We start from the raw sequence: 19,732 nt of genomic DNA on the forward strand, positions 1-19,732 counted from the left end.
GAAAAAATGAGATCCATTTTACTTGGGGCCCTGGTCTTCTCTCTCCACTCGGTTTGTGGTGCCGCTTCTGATACAGAAGCCGTCATGCCTATTGGAGCCATTCCCAAGAATTCCTCTGTGACCTTAAAACCCGTGAACGAAAACACCCGCTTCGTCAGTCCTCAGTATGAAGGTGGCAGCGGCTTTTTAAAAAAGGTTGAAAACAACAGCCTTTACCAGGTCACTGAAATCAAAGGCACCGACAATTCCTCGGACAGCGCCGACCTTCAGGCTCTGGCTAAGAATTCTAATCTCGTCGTTCAACAAGCAGACCTTACCACCGAATCCGCAACCTGTTCTGGTTCAGGCTCAACCACCAATTGCACCCTGAACACGGACGTTCCCGCTTACAAGACCGGCAGCTTCAACCTAATTGAATGGTTCCTGGGGCTGTTCGGTCTGGGATCACAAAAATCCACAGCCCCCGCCACCAAAGGGGTCGAGGTGAATGAGTCCGTCGCCATGGCCACAGCCATGACTGAAAAGATTGATAAGACCAACACGATGCTTAACTCCAATACTGGCGGCATCTGTGACGAGAAAAACTTCCCGACAGCTCTTCAAAACGACAAAATGCTGAGCTGCGGATTAAAGCAGGCGATCGAAGCCCTTAAAAAGAATAAAGACAAAGTCAAAGACGACATCTTTATCTTCAATGACTTTTCCAACGGCGGCGTGATGGGTAAAATGTGGATCTTGAACGCCGATGGTTCCATGGCCTCGGTGCTGGATAAAAATCCCCTGTGGGTTTCACGCGGTGAAGGCGGCTTTGGGAATGGCAGAGGATCTTTAAAGACTCCCAATGGCGCCATCATGACCAAGGCCTACAATCCCCCTCGTGGCGGAAACATTCGTGACGGTATCGAACTTGTTGGTCTCGAGCCTGAGAATCAAGATATCCACAGTCGTGGAGTTCTGCTGCATGGTTGGGATCCTTACACACCGACACAAGGTTGTCTGGGAGTTGCGGGCACCTTAGACACCCGCGCGCGAGGCAGAGCCACGTTGGGTTCGGCTCCGCCTTACCTGGATCAACTCAAAAAAAGTGTCCTGAAAGACGGCGGCACCATGATTTACAACTTTACTCCCGCTAAAGCCAAGGCCTGTCAGGGCTCTTAATTTCCATCTCAACCTGAGACACTTTCCCCGCATTTAAACAGGTCCTCATTTTCTTTTGCTTAGGCATCAAAGGGTACACTTAGTGCACTCAACCCTAAGCAAGAGATATGAAAACAAACCGGTTCTCAACTTTATTAATGATTTCAAGCTCCCTGGCCCTGATCGGGGCGGTGGCGGGCTGTTATTTCGATGCCGGTTTTGGTCACATGCTACAAAATGTACAGGCCAGCCCCTCCCCCGTCTCGCAGGAGCACAAAGAGGCGGCGGAGCTATTTATTCAACTTAATGAAAAGCACAATTTCTTTGCCGCCCGCTATAAGGGCTGTCATATCGAACGCAACGAAGTTTTGTGCAAGAGCTTCTATAAAGACAAGAGAGCTTCTGAGAACCCCCAAGATCTGCGCCTTAAAGCCCCTGAAACCGTCAAGCTGATCCGCCAGAAAAAATGGGATAAAATTATTAATAGTAGCGCCTCGGAAGGAATCAAGACCGTCGCGCGCTTGAGCGCCAAAGAACGCCAGCAGCTTTCTGAGCAGGTCACAAAAAAGTCTGTCTGCCTGTCACCACATGTGATTGCCGCTTTGGCCTTTAAACTGGAAGAAAAACTTCCCGACTCAAAAGTTCTGAATGAAACAAGAGCCCTTTATGCCCGCGCCATGGAATGTGGATCGGAAACGGAAATCAGCGAGCTGGGACTCTATCGCGGCGGTTTGCTTGAAATCTGGCAGAATCAGCCCGAGTCCGCGACTCGTTTCCTGAAAAAGCTTTCTGAAGTTTCCAAGGATGTGGCCCTGACTTCACGGGCGCAGTTCTGGATCAACCATAACGAACGTGAACAGGGAAATGATGTCACCGAAGGCGCCATGGAAGATCATTTCACCAATTTCCCATTGAGCTATCACATCCTGACTGACTACGCGACAATGGAGGATGGTCCTTACCAAAAAGTTTCAGAACTCCGTGACCAGCGCATTCAGAACCGCAGCTCTTTTGAAGATCTTAATGGGGCGATTCAGTTGGTTGAACACTTTCTTGAAAAGCAAAAGGATGCCCTGGCAAAAAGAACTCTGGAGTTCATCGACTACGCAGAACTGGCGGAGGCAGAACCTGGCTTTCAGCTTTATGTCGCCACTTTGTTGGCAAAGTTCGAGGACATGAATCATCAGCGTTTCACCGTTCTGAGCCGTCTGTTCCAAAGACACCCTCAGTACAAAACACTGAAGAATCTATCTTACTACTATCCCCTGGCATTCTCGGATCTGGTGCTGAAACACCATCGCGATCAGGATCCATTCCTGCTGATCTCTTTGATGAGACAGGAAAGCTCCTTTAATCCCAACACCAAGAGCCCGGTGGGTGCTGCAGGCTTGATGCAGCTTATGCCTCGTACAGCCAGTGACCTGCGCCGCCGTGCTATTTCCGACAAAGAGCTGTTAGATCCGGCGACCAACATCCAACTGGGGTCCCGCTACTTTGCAGCACTGGTCAAAGAGTACAAGAACGACCATATGAAAGCTCTGGCTTCTTACAATGCCGGATCTGGAAATGTTCGCAAGTGGATGAAACGCTATCCTGTGGACAATCCTCTGCTGTTTGTGGACCTGATACCCTTTGATGAAACCCGTGAATACGTCGCTGGTATCCTTAGAAATCGTTACTGGTATTCCAAGCTCTATCCGGAACTGGCCCAAAAGACCGAGATTGCGGGACAAGTATCAGCCCGACAGAATAAGTAGATTCTTTGAGCTGAAAACAACAAAGGCACCTTTCGGTGCCTTTGTTCATTATGATCATTTCACTTTAAAATTTACTTTGCTTGACCAACAGTCACATTCAAACCGTCAGCGACGGCTTCAATCTGCAAACTCAAACGGAAAGCCCCGGTCGTGCGATATCCCATGCTAACAGCCTCCCCACCTTCTGTGGAGTACTTAACATGGCTTCTCAAAGCCACATCCAGATGCAAAACTGTACGACCATCGCGCTTCAACTGATCGCGCTGTTTCTGATTCATGAAATCAATCGTGCGCACGTCGATCGCCACATTCTTATTCAGTGGCGCCAAACGATAGTTCTGCCAAGCAGCGTCCACTACCAAAACCTCTGGAGCCAAACCTTCTACAGAATACACTTTACCATCCAAACCCACGACCGTGGAATTCAGGAACTGCTCTGAGGAAATTTCCTTCCAGCCTTCAGATGTACATTTTAGAAAACCAGGACTGAGGAACAAACGAGTCTCACCGTGGCCAAGATTCACGGCCTGAACACCCTCAAGAACAAAGCCCTTGCTGTTCACATCTTTTTCTTCTTTGCAGTACACAGACATGCCATCAAAGACCTTGCGTGTTTCAACAACATCAGCAGAAGCCGCACCGGCAGAGAAAACAAGAGACAGGAACAAACTCGCAGTAACTTTAAACATAACCCCTCCGAAAACTTGATTGGCCTTTTCTACACCAAAACCCGGCGTTCCGGGCAAGAAAAATCAGAACTTTTTCCACACCCCGTTTCGCGGGAAACACCGAGCCCTGTCTAGTTTTCCTGTGGCTCGCCACTTAAGACTTCAAAGATGCTCTTTCCCCCTCTAAAATTGAATCCATGGAACTTTCAGAAGCCAACCAGTACGTCCTGTCTTTGATTAAGAGCCATTTGGGAAACATTCAAACCCGAAACCCGCAATTTTCACTAAGATCATTTGCTAAAAAAGTGGGGGTCAGCGCCTCAACGCTGTCTCAGGCGCTGCACGGCAAAAGGGTCATGAATAAATCGACCGTAAAAAAAGTTCTCACTGAAATTGCCTCGGCTGACTCGAAAGCATGGGAATGCTTGGAAGCCTTTAAAGACTTCTACCCAGCCACCAAAGCCCCACCCCAGGAAATCCTGGCAAAACGTATCCCCGAAGATGAATTGATGTTCTTTAAAAAATGGTACCACCTGGCGATGGTGACCTTCTTTGATTCCAGTCACTATGACGGCAGCGTTAAGAGCATCTCTGACTATTTCGGAATTTCTTTTGCAGAGGCGCAAGAAGCCGTTGAGCGCCTGAAAAGACTGGGCATCGTCGAAGAACACAAGGACCGCCTTCGCAACACAGCCCAGTTCTACTTTACCGACCGCTCTCGCCTTGCCGACAGCATTCACACCAGCAAGACAGAAGCTTTGAAGAATGCAGTACAAGTTTTAGAAAACCAAACCGCCAAAGAGACCTCGGACTTCAGCATGATGTTCACCGTTTTTGATCCACGCCTTGTGCCCGAAGCGATTGAATATCTTGATAAAATGAAAAAAGGGTTCGTCAAAAAGTTCAAAGGCAAAGGGGACAAAAGCGCCGTTTATCAGCTTTCCATTCAACTCATGCCTTGTGGTGGCGCCCCCGCAGAACTCAATACCTTGGAATAGATAAGTACAGTTGACAGTCCACCTTGGACTTTGGACTGTCAATTCTCCTCCCTCCTATCCGATAAGCCTCAAGTAGGAGTTTACATGCGCAGTTCATCTTTAATGTTCCTCTTGATCCTTTTGACGTCCAATGCCGCCACAGCCCGATCCTTCACGTTGGCCAAGGGCTCCGGATACTCTGTCGAACCTCTTTACGGCTATGAAACTGTTTATCGCTCTTACCCCAAGGATCACCTTGCCACTCGCGCTATGTACGGTCTGCGCCTGACGGCGGGGAAAGACATTCTGTCTGCCGAAGCCGAGTACACACGGGCCTCGGACACCGAAACCTATTCCACAGCGCCGGAAAAAATCTATCATCAGGACGACAAATACAAACTGGGTGTGCGTTCCACCTATCGCTTTAACAACTATTTCTTTTCAACCGGACGCCTGGGGGCCCAAGCCACTCAAGGCAAAGAAGAAACCACTTCCGGTGGTGTGGTGACAACGAAAGAGAAAGAACTGAAGTATGACCCCTATGCAGGTATCAATCTGGGGATTCGTTTGGGTGTCTTTTCTTTGAATGCAGGGACAACCATGGTCTTTAAAGACTACCAGGACATGTCCAAGAATGAATTCCAGCACACTTTGTCTTTTGGAGTGGGCTACTAAAGAAAAAGCCAAGGTTTTAGACCTTGGCTTGAACTTTCCCCAGCGGCTTTAGCTTGCCGACTTTGCCGACCTTTGAAGGAAGTGGGTGCTGAATTTTTTCAGCCATCCACGGATTGATTTCAATCAGCTTATCCAAATTCAATCCCGTCTTCACACCCATACCATGGAACATGTAAACCACATCTTCAGTGGCCACGTTGCCCGTCGCCCCCGGAGCATAAGGACAACCCCCCAGGCCCCCAAGGCTGGTATCAAAGACGGTGATGCCCAGCTTGTACGCCGCCAGGATGTTGGCCAAAGCCTGCCCGCGAGTATCATGAAAGTGACCGGCCAGTTTCTTCGCCGGGATCACTTTCTTCAGTTTGCGGAATAAAGACTCCACCTGCCCTACATCCGCCACACCGATGGTGTCACCAATCGAAAGCTCATAGACACCCAACTTATGCATCCGCTGAGCCAGCTTCACCACTTTGGCCTCAGAAACTTTTCCTTCAAAAGGACAACCAAAGCACGTGGACAGATAACCACGGACTTTGATTTTATGCTTTTTCGCCAAAGCCATCACGGGCTCAAAACGTTTGAAGCTTTCATCGATGGAGCAATTGATATTTTTCAACGAAAAAGATTCTGAACAAGCCGCGAAGATCGCGACTTCTTTCACACCACTGGCAATGGCATCCAGCATGCCACGCTCGTTGGGAACCAAAACCGAAAACTCGGTCTTCTTAGGGATGTCCCCGGCCTTCACCAAGGCAAAAGCCTTTTTCACCACCTCTGCTGTGCCCGCCATCTGCGGCACCCACGTCGGCGAAACAAAGGCGCCAATTTCAACTCGCTTTGTTCCAGCAGCAATCAATCGTCTTGCGAATTCCACACGAGTGTCGGCATCCAGAACAGTTTTTTCGTTCTGCAGACCATCTCTTAATCCCATTTCCACAATAACAACTGACTTTTTCATAGAACTTACTTATCGGATGCTGGTTTGATTTTCACAAGAGTTTTACCCAGGGCCACTTGCTCACCCACAGCACAGTTCATGCTGTCGATGGTGCCGGCAATCTCGGCCTTTAAAGTGTACTCCATTTTCATGGCTTCCATCACCAAAACTGCCTGACCTGGTTCAATGGGCGCACCCACGGCCACCAAAAGTTTGGTGATCTTGCCCGGCATCGGCGCCATGATCTGGTCAGATGAACCTCCGGCACCAGCCTTTTTACGGGACTTTCGGCCAGTGGAAACATCCTGAGTGAAAACACGGCCATTATAGTGGACCCACAACGTGCCTTGAATCAATTGCGCCTGCGCCTTATGGTCAACGCCGTCAATACGTACTTTCACTTCCATTAGATACCTCTCCAGTAAGACGCCCATGGGGATTGAGATGTCGTGGTTGCTGAAGTTGCCCCACCACGCAGCTGCAACAACGCCCCGGCCGCCACTGTTTTCTCAATATCGGTCAATGCCGGTTCTTTCAAAGATTCGCTGAAGTATGTTTCAATGAATCTTGTTGTCATCGTACCCATGACAAATTCTTTGTGCGAAAGAATCTCGATCAGATACGGAATGTTGGTGTGAACACCAAACACGACAGAATCCTTCAACACACGGATCATTTTCTGAATCGCACGCGGACGGTTTTCATCCCAAACGATCACTTTCGCAATCATCGGATCATAGAACGGTGTGATCGTGTCGTTCGCATCAAAGCCGTACTCATAACGACGGCCCGGGCCTTCCGGCCATTCCACATGCCCCAAAAGACCTGTGGAAGGAACACCCCCCTGATAAGGATTTTCAGCATAAATACGGCACTCAATGGAATGCCCGCGAGGAGCGCGAATCTGTTTTACATCATGGACATAGTCCCCTTGCGCGGTCAGGATCTGCATTTTGACCAGATCCACACCCAGAACCTCTTCCGTCACCGGATGCTCGACCTGCAAACGGGTGTTCACCTCTAGCAGATAAAACTCCCCGTCCTGCAGAAGGAATTCCACTGTGCCGGCCCCTTTGTATTTACCCAAAGTGGCAATAGCGCAGGCGGCTTCCCCCATGCGACGGCGCAGTTCATCTGTCAAAGAAGGTGATGTCGCCTCTTCGATAATCTTTTGGTGACGACGCTGAACCGAACACTCACGGTCAAAGAAGTGCTGAACATTCCCGGTGCTGTCTCCAAAAACCTGGAATTCAATGTGTTTGGCGCGATCCAGATACTTTTCCAGGAACACCTTCGGCGAACCAAAGGCCGACTGCGCTTCACGCTGAGCAGACTCAATCAGTTCACGCGCCTCCGCAGAGGATTTCAAAAGCTTCATGCCACGACCGCCGCCACCCGCTGCCGCTTTCACGATCACCGGATAGCCGATCTTTTCTGCTTGTTGGATCAGATGATCCACATCCTGATTTTCACCCTGATAACCAGGTACCAGTGGAAGACCGGCCTGCTTGGCCAGTTCTTTACAGTGAACCTTGTCACCCAAGGCGCGAATGGCTTCCGGTGACGGACCGATGAACGTCAGACCGGCCTTACCCACAGCTTCGGCGAAATCCGCATTTTCTGACAAGAAGCCAAAGCCTGGATGGATCGCTTGCGCGCCCCCGGCCAGGGCCCCGTTGATGTTGGCTTCGATATTCAAATAACTTTCTGCTGTCGGCGCCGGACCAATGCAGATGGTTTTAGTCGCCATTCTGAAAGCGCGGGTGTTGATATCGGCTTCAGAGTGCAAAAGGACGGTCTCAATTCCCATTTCTTCGCAGGCTTTAATAATACGAACAGCCACTTCACCACGGTTGGCGATGGCAATACGAGTGAACTTTTTCATTAGGAAAGTCTCCATGCAGGCTCACGTTTTTCCAGGAAGGACTTCAGTCCCTCCTGCCCCTCAGCGCTGGCACGACGTTCAGCAATCACTGTGGTCGTGCGACTGCGCTGCTCAGCCCAGCTCAAGGTGTCTAGATCATTAAGAAGTTTTTTGGTTTCTCGAACGGCTTCCGGCCCGCACTGCATGTAGTTGTGCAAAACCTTCTGCAGCACCGCGTGGCCCTCACCCGCCGCTACCACTTCAGTCACAAGGCCGGCCTGATGTGCCACATGGGCGTTAAAGACCACTCCGGAAAGCATCAAGGGACGAACCTTACCAGCCACGGCTTTCTTATTCACAAAAGCACTGATTACGGCTGGCGCAATCCCCAGCTTCACTTCACTGAAGCAGAACTGCGTGTTGTCTTCAGCAATCACTTCATCACAAACCGCCACAAGCCCCAAAGCACCGCCAAAGGCCGCACCATGGATCAAACCAATCACCGGCAAACTGCACTGGGCAATGGACTCAAACATGCCATAAAGCTTTATAGAGTCTTCGCGGTTTTGTTCGAAAGAAAAATTCACCATCTCTTTCATCCAGTTCAGATCGGCCCCGGCACAGAAGACTTTGCCTTCTCCTTGCAGAACCACCGCACGCAGATCTTTGCGAGACTCCAGATCCGTAAAGACCTGTGTCAACTCGGCAATCATCTCGGGATTGAAAGAGTTACGAACTTCCGGCCTATGAAGCTTGACGTAGGCCACCTGATTCATTTCTGTAACTACAACAAAAGACATAATTACATCCTGAAGACGCCCTGAGCTTTTTCACCCCAGGACTTGTTAAGGCTTGCAGAAATTCCCAGCGCCAGTACACGGCGGGTGTCGGCCGGATCAATGATCCCGTCATCCCACAAGCGTGCTGAAGAATAATAACAAGCGCTTTCTTTTTCGTATTTTTCCAAAGTCGGACGCTTGAACTCCGCTTGCTCTTCCGGCGACATGGTTTGTTTTTTTGCCGCCATCTGATCCATTTTCACAGTCAGAAGCACGTTCGCCGCCTGCTCTCCGCCCATAACGCTGATTTTGGCATTTGGCCACATCCACAACTGACGAGGCTGGAAGGCGCGACCGCACATACCATAGTTTCCGGCACCATAAGACCCACCGATCACCACTGTGAACTTCGGCACATGAGCGTTGGAAACGGCCATCACCATTTTGGCTCCGTGTTTGGCGATCCCTTCATTTTCGTACTTCTTACCGACCATGAAACCTGTGATATTTTGAAGGAAGATCAATGGCACTTCACGCTGTTCGCACAGCTCGATAAAGTGCGCGGCCTTCAGGGAACTTTCGCTGAACAAAACACCGTTATTGGCAATGATCCCCACAGGCATACCCCAGATGTGAGCGAATCCTGTCACCAAAGTTTTTCCGTACAGAGGTTTGAATTCATGGAATCTTGAACCGTCCACGATACGCGCAATCACTTCGCGCACATCAAACGGAACGCGGCTGTCTTTGGGGATGATTCCGTAAAGTTCTTTTTGATCGAACAGAGGTTCTTCCACTGGAAGAGTTTTCAACTGCACAGCCCGTTTGTGATTTAAGTGCGCCACGATGGAACGTGTGATTTCAATCGCGTGCTCGTCATCTTCGGCAAAGTGATCGGTCACCCCGGAAGTTTCACAGTGCACTTGCGCGCCACCCAGTTCTTGCGCGTCCACAACTTCGCCAGTTGCCGCTTTCACCAATGGAGGTCCACCCAGGAAAATAGTCCCGTTTTCTTTGACGATGACAGTTTCATCGCTCATCGCCGGAACATAAGCGCCCCCGGCCGTGCAAGACCCCATCACCACCGCGATTTGCGGGATGTTGGCGGCAGACATGCGGGCCTGGTTATAGAATATTCTTCCAAAGTGATCGCGATCCGGGAAAACATCGGCCTGCATTGGCAGGAAGGCTCCACCTGAATCGACAAGATAGATACATGGCAGACCGTTTTCAAAAGCGATTTCCTGCGCGCGCAGATGCTTTTTCACCGTCATCGGGAAGTAAGTTCCACCCTTCACTGTCGCATCGTTGGCAACAATCACACATTCCGTTCCGTGGATCACACCGATCCCCGTCACCACACCCGCGCCCGGAGCCTGACCTTCGTACATGTCCCAGGCTGCAAGTGTTGAGAACTCAAGGAAAGAGGTGCCACCGTCCACAAGCGCTTCAATACGTTCGCGCGCCGTCAGTTTGCCGCGGGATTTGTGTTTCTTCGTGGCTTCTTCGCCACCGCCTTGCTTCACCAAGTTTACACGCTCACGCCATTCGTTGACGATGCTAAGCATAGCCTCACGGTTAAGTTTGAACTCTGGGGAACTGGAATCAATTTGTGTCTCTAAAATTTCCATAGAACCTTGTGCTTATTCTTCCACGCCCGAGCTTAAAGCCGGTGTATGTTTAAAACTCATTTGCAAACGGAACTCCGCCACAGCCTGATCGTTGCCATCAAAGACCTTCAGCTCGGCATCGGCTTTGGACTCACGACGGTCACGGATTTCTGCCAGCACCACCTCACGTGTGGTTTCTGGAAGTTCCATACGGATACGACATTCCTCACTGGTGACTTTGAAAAATTCAGACTCCAAGCGGGAGACATGAATATCAAAAGTTCCCATCGGGGCATGGCGGGCCCACAGAAGTTTTGCCGCCTCGATCGCCGCCGTCGTCAAAGCCCCTTCGTGCAAGGTTTTGACTTCATTCAGATTGCGTGTACGAGCAGGAACCGCCATCTCCACTTGCGTGTCAGAGAGGCGAGAAATTCTCAAACCCATCCCGGCAGAAAAAGGGCGAACAATATCAAGTGCATAACTAAGCGCAGCATGAGAAGCCTTGGGCGACACCTCTTCCAAAAGCGCTGCCAAGTCAGCGGCACTCAGGCGAATTCCCCGATCTTCCAATTGAGATTTAAGGCCGTCTTTGGCGTTTTGTAGCTGCTGACGCAGGTTTTGCTCCAGCTCAATCCCCTTAGACATTAAGATTGTCAGCCATTGTTGGTTCATGAGATACCCTCTCTGTACGAGTGTTGAAAAAAACGGAATATCATGCTCGGATAAGGATGTCAGTTTTATCACACTGAGTAAACCGAGAGAGGACCCTTGAGATGAAGAAAATTGTAAGTCTGGTAATTTTCATTGCTGCCCTTGTTTGGACGTGGAATGTGATTCACACCTCCCAGGCTGTAGGATTCGAGACGCACTCCGGCATTCAGACGAAGCTGGCTGAACTGATCACTCAGACTCTGACAACTAAAAAACCTCACGCCAAAGACTTGGCAATCACTCGTTTGTGGACTGAAACCTTGAGCGACAACAAGGTTCGCGCCGTGTTTGCATACAAATTCACAGACGTTGCCGAAGATGGCGAATCCATGGAGCAAATCATTGAAGGTGAAGCCGTTCTTTACCGTGACGTTTCCGATCAGGAAAACGTGGATAAGTGGGTTCTTCAGTCCGTAAAAACCACCAATGACATTGTTGTTTTCACTGAAGGCTCCACGATCACTCCGGGCGCAGAAGAAGTGCCGGCAGAAGCTGAGCCGACTGCGACTCCAGAGGCGACACCGGCACCAACTGCAACTCCGGCGCAATAATGCCAATCCCAAATCAGTTCCTTCAGATTGACGAAGAGGGCTACCCCCTGAGCCGCGAAGTTCGCATTCAGGACCCTCTGGCTGGCCAGGAAATCCTGCAAAATCTGAAGGTTCATGAAGGTGGAACTTTGCTTTCCACCTTCGGCGGAACTCCTGTCATCGTTGAAGCCTTTGACGAACCCTACGTAGCCTCACAAGTTGAACTCAAAAGCGACAAAACCTGGGAAATCCAACTTCCGTTCGGGGTGCACTACGCCTTTGAACTGGAATCACTTTCTTTGGACGAATGGGACCGTTTTCACGGCTACACCGCCAACAAAGTTCCTTTTGTCATGTCCCGCAAAGCTCAGGCGAGCTTCTTTAATCTGCTAGAAGAGTTCGGCGACGACTTCATCGAGTATAATGGCAAGACCTATGACATTCCGATGTACTGGGCTGCAGATAAAGATGTGGAAAAGGAAACTTACTGGAGTCAGATCTACGAACAAGAAGCCAACCCCGGCTGGAACCTGGGTGAACCCGCCGAAGCCCTGAAAGACATGCTTCCCCGCCTGAAGATCGCTCGTTCCCGCGTGCTGGTTCTGGGCTGCGGTGAAGGTCATGATGCCGCTTTGTTTGCAGCTTCGGGTCACTTTGTGACGGCGGTGGACATTTCCCCTTTGGCTTTAGAGCGCGCGCGCAAACTTTATGGTCACATGCCCAATTTGACCTTTGTGGAAGCTGATCTATTCAAGCTTCCGGCTGACTTTAATCAGTCTTTTGACATCGTCTTTGAACACACCTGTTATTGTGCAATCAATCCCGAGCGCCGCAAAGAATTGGTTAAAATCTGGAACCGTGTTCTGGCTCCAGGGGGCCACTTGATGGGCGTCTTCTTCACATTTGAAAAACGCCAAGGCCCTCCTTATGGAGGCTCAGAGTGGGAACTGCGCCAACGTTTGCGCAGCTCATATCAGCCCATCTTCTGGGGCCGCTGGCAAAAATCAGTTCCACGCCGCCAAGGCAAAGAACTTTTCATCTACGCAAAAAAGATCTAAAAAGGTACCTGCTTACTTTTGCAGAAGCAGCGCACTCAACGCCACGCTTCTGCAAAAGTAAGCAGGTACCCTGGAGTGTTTATGCATATTGAATTTACGCAGGCTGATGACAGTCACGTTGAAGATTTAGTGGCCCTGGTTAATTCCGCTTACCGTGGCGACAGCTCAAAGGTCGGTTGGACCACCGAGGCGGATTTGTTGGACGGCCAGCGGGTTGATGCTCAAGGCATTCAGGCGCTGATCGACAAAGAAGATTCCGTGATCTTGGTGGCTGAGGATGACGACACCGGTGATTTGCTCGGATGTGTTCACCTCGAAAAACAAGGCACAAAAATGTATCTGGGCATGCTGACTGTGTCCCCGGAATTGCAGTCAAAAGGCCTCGGCAAGATGCTTTTGAGCGAAGCAGAAGCCCTTGCGGAATTCTGGGATTGTAATACCATTTTCATGACAGTGATCTCAGTTCGCACCGAGCTGATCGCCTGGTACGCAAAGCACGGTTTCAAGGACACTAAAGAAACCAAGCCTTTCCCGTATGGCGACAAGCGCTTCGGCATTCCCAAAGTGGAAGGGCTGCAGTTCACCGTGCTGGAAAAAAAACTTTAAATTAAGAATGCAAAGCCTCTCACTGACGAGAGGCCTCTTTAAGGAGTCACCATGATCAAGGGATTGATCCTCGTTCTGTCTCTTTTTGTCTCTACCACGGCCTTTTCCAACGAAGAAAAAAGTGAAATCCCTAACGACAGGGATGTCCACACACAGATAGGCACCTGCCACCAGGAATTTCTGCCGACCAACTTCAATCTTTTTGTCTGGAATATCAAAAAAGCCGAAGCCCGTGATTCCTGGGCCCGCGACTTTGAATTCTTCGTTCCTAAATCAGACGTCGTTCTAATTCAGGAAGGCATGATTGATTCCTATATGCCCAAAGTTCTGCAACGCCAGAAAAACTTCTGCTGGGACTTTATCACCAGCTTCATTGAAAAAGACGGCGATCAAACCGGCGTGGTCAGCGGTTCTTACGCCGGCCCCCTGATGGTGCACTTCCTGCGCAGCCCGGGCCGTGAACCTGTCATCAAAACCCCGAAAATGGTGCTCGTCACGGAATACGCGCTGGCCAACAGTTCCCAAACTTTATGGGTTGCCAACATCCATGGCTTGAATTTCGTTACTGATCGCCTGAACAGAGAACAAATCGAGCAAGTGGCGCAATTTCTGAAAAAGCACCAGGGTCCCCTGATCTTTGCCGGAGACTTTAATTCATGGAACAAAAACCGCCTGACCTATCTGGATCAGATTTTAGGTCGTCTGCAGATGCGTAAACTGGCATTTGCCAATGATAACCGCAGGTTCAAGCTGGATCACATCTACGTCCGCGGCTTGGAAGCAGTTTCCACCAAGCTTCACAACGACATTGAAAGCTCGGACCACAAGCCCCTTTCTGCTGTTTTCCGTCTGAAATAGTTCCCCCAATTCGACCGAACAGAGCTACAAACCTCTCTGTTCGGTGATGATTCATTTTTTGTATAATAAGTTCTTTTCTATGTATTAAAAATTCTCTCAGTTTCGGCGCATATTCACCTCATCAGGGGGGTCTAAATGTCTTTGAAAACTGCATTCACAGCACTTTTGGGGGTTATGGTTTCCTCTGTGGCCTTGGCAGATCAGATGGGTCCTAACGGAGACAAGTTCTACGAAGAAGCCGCCCACTACGAACACGCTTGCCAGTCCACACCTTGCAAATCCGGCTACTCCAACGAAATCGTGTACAGCCAAAAACAAAGATTGAACAAACTATCCCAAGACACCCGCGCTGCTTTGAAGGCCGTAGCTGTTGATCAGGCTCAGGTTTGGGGTGACACGATCCTGGAAGGCGACTACCACGCGGCGGGCCGCACTCGTTTGGACGAGGTTATGGCTTTCTATAAGAACTCTCGCCTTATCGGATACAAAATCCAGTACTCTGAAAAAGCCTGGTATGTGGGGGACTGCGATTTCAACGGAAAACGTGAGTCTTTAAAGGGTTGTAAAGAGGGTCGTATCGTCGAAGGCAGTTATGTTTCCGCCGATCACCAGACTTACTTCAGTGATGAGGAACGTTACGCAGAGTTTTCTTTTATCAACAAATAAGTTCTAAGCTATAGTCGCCCCTATGGCGATAGTAATCGAAACGAAAGAACTTTCCCGGGTCTATCAGACCTATCAAAAACCTGAAGGGTTTATCAACTCCCTGAAGGGCTTCGTAAACCGCAAACATGTCTCCAAAGTGGCTCTGGATAAGACCACATTGCAAATTGAGTCCGGCCAAATCGTCGGACTTGTCGGAGCCAATGGCGCCGGTAAAACCACCTTGCTAAAAATGCTTTCGGGCCTGGTCACTCCAACCAGCGGCGACGCCCGTGTTCTGGGTTACCGACCCTGGGAAAGAAAAAACGAATTCCTTCGCCAGATCAGCATTTTGCTTGGACAAAAGAACCAGTTGTGGTGGGACATCTCTCCGGCGGATTCGTATTCTTTGCTGGCGCGTATCTATGATCTGGATCCCCAGCAGGCGCGCAAACGAGTGGATCATCTGGCCGAAATGCTTCAGTGCACTCATGTCCTGCACACCCAACTTCGCCGCCTCAGCCTGGGCGAGCGCATGAAAATGGAAATCATCGGCGCCCTTTTGCATGAACCCAAGGTCCTTTTTCTGGATGAACCCACCATCGGCCTGGACATTGTGGCTCAGGAAACCATCCGCGAATTTTTGGATCAGTACGTGAAAGAAAAAGAGCCCACTGTGATTCTGACCAGTCACTATATGGACGATATTGCCAAGCTTGCTGATAAATTGCTTTTGATCAGCAAGGGGCACATCGTCTATCAGGGCACGGTCCCGGAATTTGTTGCTAAATCAAACACTGAACTGGCTGAAAATGAAGAGGTCGATTTTGAAGATGTCATTCGCCGCTTTTTGGAAACGGAATCTCGCGTTCGCTAAGCTCGCGGTCCAGTCCAATCTTGAATATCGTCTAAACTATTTTGTCGATGCCGTGGTTCAACCGTCCCTGACCACGGGTATTGAGGTGCTGCTTTGGTTTGCGGTCTTCAAAGGTGCAGGTGCCACGGAGATCGCCGGTTTTGGTCGCGAGTACTATCTGGCTTATGCCCTGTGGGCCGCTTTCTTCGCGCGGATCTGCACCAGCTGGATGTACGAATATCGCATGATTCAGGAGATTGATTCAGGCTCGATCAACAGTTTGCTGGTCCGCCCGATGACCTTTTATGAATACTATTTCTCGCAGTTGATGGGATACAAATTCGTCACGACCGTCGTTTCAATGCTGATCCCGTTTGCGGCGATTTTGATTTTCAATCTGCCCACCAAGTTTGAACGCCTGCCGCTGGCGTTTGCACTGGAATTTTATTATCTGATTCTGGTTCATTCGATCAGCTTTGTGATTGCTGCCGGGGCCTTCTATTTGAACAAGGTCTACGCCATCACCGGAGCGAAGAATCTGGCTTTGTGGCTGATGACTGGCGAACTTTTCCCTTTGGATCTGATGCCGGAACCTCTCAAATCCATCATGATCGCCCTGCCTTTCAGTGCGGGTGTCTACGTGCCGGTGGGCTACTTGACCGGCCGTCTGGAAATAGCCTCGGTATGGCAGGCCTTTGCGTCGGTCACCGTGGGTATTGTTATCGTGAATCTGCTGGGGGTCTGGCTGTGGCGCAAAGGTGTGAACGTTTACACGGGAACAGGAGCCTAGGGTGAAGACACTTAAAAAGTATCTTTCTTTGTACGCCGCTCTTTTCCGCACCAGTTTTATTGCGGATCTGGAATACCGGGTAAACTTTGTCACTCGTATAGCCACGGATATTTTCTGGTATCTGGCTCAGATCATGACTTTTGAAGTTTTGTTCCGCCATACGCCCAAAATTGGCGACTGGAATCTGGAACAAATGCGCGTCTTCCTGGGCGTGGTTTTTGTCGTCGACGGACTTTACATGATCATCCTGTCCGAAAACCTGGATCAGTTTTCTGAAAAAGTTCGCAAAGGCGATCTGGATCTGCTTTTGGCCAAACCGATCAACTCGCAATTCATGATTTCTCTACAGAAGGCTTCCACCGCGATGATAGGAAACCTTCTGATTGCCAGCAGTTGGTTCATTTACAGCATCATTCAGCTTCCCAATTTCGAATGGCTGCGTCTGCTGTGGCTGATCGTGCTGATCCCGTGTGGACTTGTGGCCCTGTACGCAATGAGATTCTTTATGGCTTCCACGGCCGTCATCTTTGCCCGTTCAGAAAACTTGCAGTTTATCTGGTATCAGATTTATCGTCTGGGAATGCGCCCGGATTCAATTTACGTCCCATGGTTTAAGTGGATGCTTTTGACGGCTCTGCCCGTCGGGGTCATCGCCAGCGTCCCCGCACGAGCTCTTTTGGAGCCGCCGGATCTGGCACTCTTTGCCTGGGTGGTGGTGTTGTCAGGAATATTGATTTATTTAACAAACAGATTCTGGAAGTTTGCGTTGCGCTTTTATTCCAGCGCAAGCTCCTGAAGAAAGGCATTTTATATGATTAAAATTTACGGATCTCCGCTTTCAAGTGCAGGCCGCTGTTACTGGATGCTCGAAGAACTGGGTCTTCCTTACGAACAGGTTCCTCTGAACATGCGCGAAAAGCAGCACAAGTCCGAAGAGTACCTAAAAATCAACCCGAACGGAAAAGTCCCTGCGATCATCGATGGCGAGTACGTGCTGTGGGAATCCATGGCCATCACCAATTATCTGGCAAAAAAACACAACAGCCCGATGGCTGCACAAAATGCGAAAGAAGAAGGGCAAATGTTGCAGTGGAGCTTCTGGGCTCTAGTGGATCTGCAAAAGCCTGCGGTGGACTGGCTGATTCAAGCCATGTTCGTTCCGGCAGAACACAGAAACCAAAACATCATCTCTGATGCGCAAAATATCCTGCCACGCTATCTGCAAGTTCTGGAAAAAGGACTCAGTGGAAAGACCTATCTGGTTGGAAACCGCTTTACAGTGGCTGATATCAACGTGGCCTCTGTGATCGGAATTTTGCATGCTCTGAAATTTGATTTGTCGAGCTATCCAAATATCATCAAATGGAGCCAGACGTGCCACAGCCGTCCGGCCAGCCAAAAAGTTCAAGCTATGAGATCCAACCCGCACTAGGCTGGATCTTCCACAGAGCTCGTCCTAACCCAGGGCGAGCTTTTCAAAGTCTGAAATCTTCTTGTTAATCACGGAAATGGACTTCTTCCAGAATTCAGGACGACGGATGTCCTCGCCTAAATGTTTCTGCACCAGATCTTCCGCACTCATGCGACCCGTGTCGCGCAAGATATTGATGTACGTTTTCATGAAGTCCTGCCCCAGCTCCTGACGGCGGGCATAGACACTCATGCTGAACAGATATCCAAAGGTGTACGGATAGTTATAGAAGCTGATACCGGACATCGCAAAATGCAGCTTGGTCGCCCAGAACATCTTGTCGTTGGCACTTAAGGTCGGTCCATACCACTTCGTCCAGGCTTCGTCTGTTAACCGTGTGAGCTCATCCGAACTCAACGTACGCTGGGCCCGAAGGTCATAGAAGCTTTTTTCAAAATCAAAGCGGGCTGGTATATTCAAAAGGAAGCTGGCCGCACCTTCGATTTCTCCCCAGGCAAATTCAATTTTTTCTTCACGCGTCTGTGCTTTTTCCAAAAGCACATCGTGCAACAAGGTTTCAGAGAAGATACTCGCTGTTTCAGCCAGCGTCATTGGATAACGGGTCTGCGCACGTGGCATGTCCCTCATCACCCATGAATGATAGGCATGCCCCAGCTCGTGCGCCAAAGTGGAAATATCACTGTTGGAACCCATATAGGTCATGAACACCCGGGGCTCACGACGCTTTTGGAATCCTGTGCAATAAGCACCGTTGCGTTTGTTCGGAAGGACACGAGCCTCGATCCAGCGTTTGTCGGCCATCATGCCGACAAAGTCAGACATGGAGGCATCCGCCTGTGCGAAGGCCTCTTTGATCATATTCAGGCCCTCGTCATAAGTGCGCTCTTTCTTAGAGGCAGAAATCGGGCTTTGCGCCAAAAGATCCCATGGATCCAATACCTTTTTGCCCATCAGCTTCGCCATGGCCATAGGAGCCTTGCGGGATTGCTCGACATTATCATGACAAGCCGACAACATTGCTTCCAGTGTGTCGCGAGTGATACGGCTGTAGAACAAGGACTGATCCAGATAGTGAGAAGTCACGGTGTGCGACCGCTTTTTATTTTCTTCGTGGCGCCAGCCAGCCAAAGCATTCAAGATGGCCGCTGCTGATTCCTTATGAACAGTCCAGGCTTCCTGAATGGAGGTCCACGCGACACGACGGGTGTTTTCTTCCTGACTGCGAGTCAACGCCGCTGCTTGAGCCAATCCCACAGTCTCCGTGCGATCCGCGTATTTTAATTCACAGCGCATGGAGCCACTGAGTTTTCCATACAGTTCTCCCCACGCATGCAGGCCTGGTGTGGAAATGGCCTGCAGCAGGGTTTCTTCCCCATCCGACAGCATAAAAGGTTTCAAACTTCTTTTTTCCGCCCAAAGGAAATCACTGGCCGCCAGTTCCGGATGCGCCAGGATCTTCTTTAAAATTTCATCCGAGCAGGCTTTGACAAAGTTATTCACCGGTACCAATGCCTGATACATACGGGACATCAAATCACTGACCTCTGATTTTTTGGCCTGCGCCTCATTCAGGGAGCTGTCCACGGAAAGATGACACATCAGATAGGTGCTCATGTTGGCCAAGAGCACCTGCGCCTGATCTGCGTTTACCAGAATCTTTTGAATGGATTCAATCTGCGCATCCAAAGGTTCGCGCAATGCTTTGACGTCTTTTTCGATCTGATCAATCTGAGACTTTGTCAGACCAAATTCAGTCTGAAATTCAACGGAGTTATAAGAAGGGTATTCTGATTCGATATTCCAAGCCATTTTTTCCATGACCGGATCATACCCTAAAAAACAAAA

The 19,732-nt window shown here is 49.9% G+C and carries 21 protein-coding genes; 13 read left to right on the forward strand and 8 right to left on the reverse strand.

Annotation, left to right across the window (positions count from 1 at the left end; translation table 11 throughout):
• Window positions 1–6: 6 nt before the first annotated feature.
• Together ACZ5ZZ_RS15825 and ACZ5ZZ_RS15830 are read left to right on the forward strand one after the other, a co-directional pair.
• Window positions 7–1,158 (forward strand): hypothetical protein, encoded by a 1,152-nt coding sequence (locus ACZ5ZZ_RS15825; protein ID WP_464118705.1) that lies wholly within the window; start codon window positions 7–9, stop codon window positions 1,156–1,158.
• A 107-nt stretch (window positions 1,159–1,265) separates the two neighbouring features.
• Entirely contained in the window at window positions 1,266–2,894 is a 1,629-nt protein-coding gene (locus ACZ5ZZ_RS15830; RefSeq protein WP_464140266.1) for a lytic transglycosylase domain-containing protein, read from the forward strand.
• Window positions 2,895–2,965: 71 nt separating this feature from the next.
• Here ACZ5ZZ_RS15830 and ACZ5ZZ_RS15835 read toward each other — a convergent pair whose 3' ends face one another.
• A complete protein-coding gene (locus tag ACZ5ZZ_RS15835) occupies window positions 2,966–3,583 on the reverse strand; it encodes a hypothetical protein (protein ID WP_464118707.1) in 618 nt (205 codons plus the stop codon).
• Window positions 3,584–3,759: 176 nt separating this feature from the next.
• Between ACZ5ZZ_RS15835 and ACZ5ZZ_RS15840 the strand changes: the two genes are divergently transcribed.
• Both ACZ5ZZ_RS15840 and ACZ5ZZ_RS15845 read left to right on the forward strand, forming a co-directional pair.
• Window positions 3,760–4,560 (forward strand): TIGR02147 family protein, encoded by an 801-nt coding sequence (locus ACZ5ZZ_RS15840; protein WP_464118708.1) that lies wholly within the window; start codon window positions 3,760–3,762, stop codon window positions 4,558–4,560.
• An 84-nt stretch (window positions 4,561–4,644) separates the two neighbouring features.
• Window positions 4,645–5,214: a hypothetical protein gene (locus tag ACZ5ZZ_RS15845; protein WP_464118709.1), complete on the forward strand. Its 570-nt coding sequence runs from the start codon at window positions 4,645–4,647 to the stop codon at window positions 5,212–5,214.
• A gap of 16 nt (window positions 5,215–5,230) precedes the next feature.
• Here the strand turns inward: ACZ5ZZ_RS15845 and ACZ5ZZ_RS15850 are convergent, their stop codons facing one another.
• Genes ACZ5ZZ_RS15850 through ACZ5ZZ_RS15875 form a run of 6 tightly spaced genes read right to left on the reverse strand, consistent with a single transcriptional unit; the run spans window position 5,231 to window position 11,076 of the window.
• Window positions 5,231–6,172, reverse strand: a complete 942-nt coding sequence (locus ACZ5ZZ_RS15850) for a hydroxymethylglutaryl-CoA lyase (protein ID WP_464118710.1) — start codon at window positions 6,170–6,172, stop codon at window positions 5,231–5,233.
• 5 nt (window positions 6,173–6,177) lie between these two features.
• The gene (locus ACZ5ZZ_RS15855) at window positions 6,178–6,558 is read right to left on the reverse strand and encodes an acyl-CoA carboxylase biotin carboxyl carrier protein subunit (protein WP_464118711.1); all 381 of its coding nucleotides are present in this window, start codon (window positions 6,556–6,558) and stop codon (window positions 6,178–6,180) included.
• Complete coding sequence (locus ACZ5ZZ_RS15860; RefSeq protein ID WP_464118712.1) at window positions 6,558–8,036, reverse strand: acetyl-CoA carboxylase biotin carboxylase subunit; 1,479 nt, start codon at window positions 8,034–8,036, stop codon at window positions 6,558–6,560. The genes ACZ5ZZ_RS15855 and ACZ5ZZ_RS15860 overlap by 1 nt, the downstream gene beginning before the upstream one ends.
• Complete coding sequence (locus ACZ5ZZ_RS15865) at window positions 8,036–8,815, reverse strand: enoyl-CoA hydratase-related protein (RefSeq protein WP_464140268.1); 780 nt, start codon at window positions 8,813–8,815, stop codon at window positions 8,036–8,038. The genes ACZ5ZZ_RS15860 and ACZ5ZZ_RS15865 overlap by 1 nt, the downstream gene beginning before the upstream one ends.
• A 2-nt stretch (window positions 8,816–8,817) precedes the next feature.
• Window positions 8,818–10,425 (reverse strand): carboxyl transferase domain-containing protein, encoded by a 1,608-nt coding sequence (locus ACZ5ZZ_RS15870; RefSeq protein WP_464140271.1) that lies wholly within the window; start codon window positions 10,423–10,425, stop codon window positions 8,818–8,820.
• A gap of 12 nt (window positions 10,426–10,437) precedes the next feature.
• Entirely contained in the window at window positions 10,438–11,076 is a 639-nt protein-coding gene (locus tag ACZ5ZZ_RS15875) for a PaaI family thioesterase (RefSeq protein ID WP_464118715.1), read from the reverse strand.
• A gap of 101 nt (window positions 11,077–11,177) precedes the next feature.
• Here ACZ5ZZ_RS15875 and ACZ5ZZ_RS15880 point away from each other — a divergent pair, with 101 nt between their 5' ends.
• The 9 genes from ACZ5ZZ_RS15880 (at window position 11,178) to ACZ5ZZ_RS15920 (ending at window position 17,887) form a co-directional block, all read left to right on the forward strand.
• A complete protein-coding gene (locus tag ACZ5ZZ_RS15880) occupies window positions 11,178–11,666 on the forward strand; it encodes a hypothetical protein (RefSeq protein ID WP_464118716.1) in 489 nt (162 codons plus the stop codon).
• On the forward strand, window positions 11,666–12,703 hold the full coding sequence (locus ACZ5ZZ_RS15885; RefSeq protein WP_464118717.1) for a class I SAM-dependent methyltransferase: 1,038 nt from the start codon (window positions 11,666–11,668) through the stop codon (window positions 12,701–12,703). Before ACZ5ZZ_RS15880 ends, ACZ5ZZ_RS15885 begins: the two co-directional genes overlap by 1 nt.
• A gap of 81 nt (window positions 12,704–12,784) precedes the next feature.
• Window positions 12,785–13,309, forward strand: a complete 525-nt coding sequence (locus ACZ5ZZ_RS15890) for a GNAT family N-acetyltransferase (RefSeq protein ID WP_464140274.1) — start codon at window positions 12,785–12,787, stop codon at window positions 13,307–13,309.
• A gap of 51 nt (window positions 13,310–13,360) precedes the next feature.
• Window positions 13,361–14,167, forward strand: a complete 807-nt coding sequence (locus ACZ5ZZ_RS15895) for an endonuclease/exonuclease/phosphatase family protein (RefSeq protein WP_464132272.1) — start codon at window positions 13,361–13,363, stop codon at window positions 14,165–14,167.
• A 135-nt stretch (window positions 14,168–14,302) separates the two neighbouring features.
• Window positions 14,303–14,833, forward strand: coding sequence for a hypothetical protein (locus ACZ5ZZ_RS15900; RefSeq protein WP_464132274.1), 531 nt, complete (start codon window positions 14,303–14,305; stop codon window positions 14,831–14,833).
• Between the two features lie 22 nt (window positions 14,834–14,855).
• The gene (locus tag ACZ5ZZ_RS15905; RefSeq protein WP_464140277.1) at window positions 14,856–15,686 is read left to right on the forward strand and encodes an ABC transporter ATP-binding protein; all 831 of its coding nucleotides are present in this window, start codon (window positions 14,856–14,858) and stop codon (window positions 15,684–15,686) included.
• A gap of 52 nt (window positions 15,687–15,738) precedes the next feature.
• Window positions 15,739–16,455, forward strand: a complete 717-nt coding sequence (locus ACZ5ZZ_RS15910) for an ABC transporter permease (RefSeq protein ID WP_464140280.1) — start codon at window positions 15,739–15,741, stop codon at window positions 16,453–16,455.
• A 1-nt stretch (window position 16,456) separates the two neighbouring features.
• On the forward strand, window positions 16,457–17,251 hold the full coding sequence (locus ACZ5ZZ_RS15915) for an ABC transporter permease (RefSeq protein ID WP_464118722.1): 795 nt from the start codon (window positions 16,457–16,459) through the stop codon (window positions 17,249–17,251).
• 15 nt (window positions 17,252–17,266) lie between these two features.
• Window positions 17,267–17,887 carry a glutathione S-transferase family protein gene (locus ACZ5ZZ_RS15920; protein ID WP_464140283.1) on the forward strand — a complete coding sequence of 207 codons (621 nt, stop codon included), beginning with the start codon at window positions 17,267–17,269 and terminating at the stop codon, window positions 17,885–17,887.
• A 24-nt stretch (window positions 17,888–17,911) separates the two neighbouring features.
• On the opposite strand, the gene ACZ5ZZ_RS15925 is transcribed toward ACZ5ZZ_RS15920, so the two are convergent.
• The gene (locus ACZ5ZZ_RS15925) at window positions 17,912–19,705 is read right to left on the reverse strand and encodes a M3 family oligoendopeptidase (protein WP_464140286.1); all 1,794 of its coding nucleotides are present in this window, start codon (window positions 19,703–19,705) and stop codon (window positions 17,912–17,914) included.
• Between the last annotated feature and the right edge of the window lie 27 nt (window positions 19,706–19,732).

The organism is Bdellovibrio sp. HM001 (assembly GCF_055397275.1).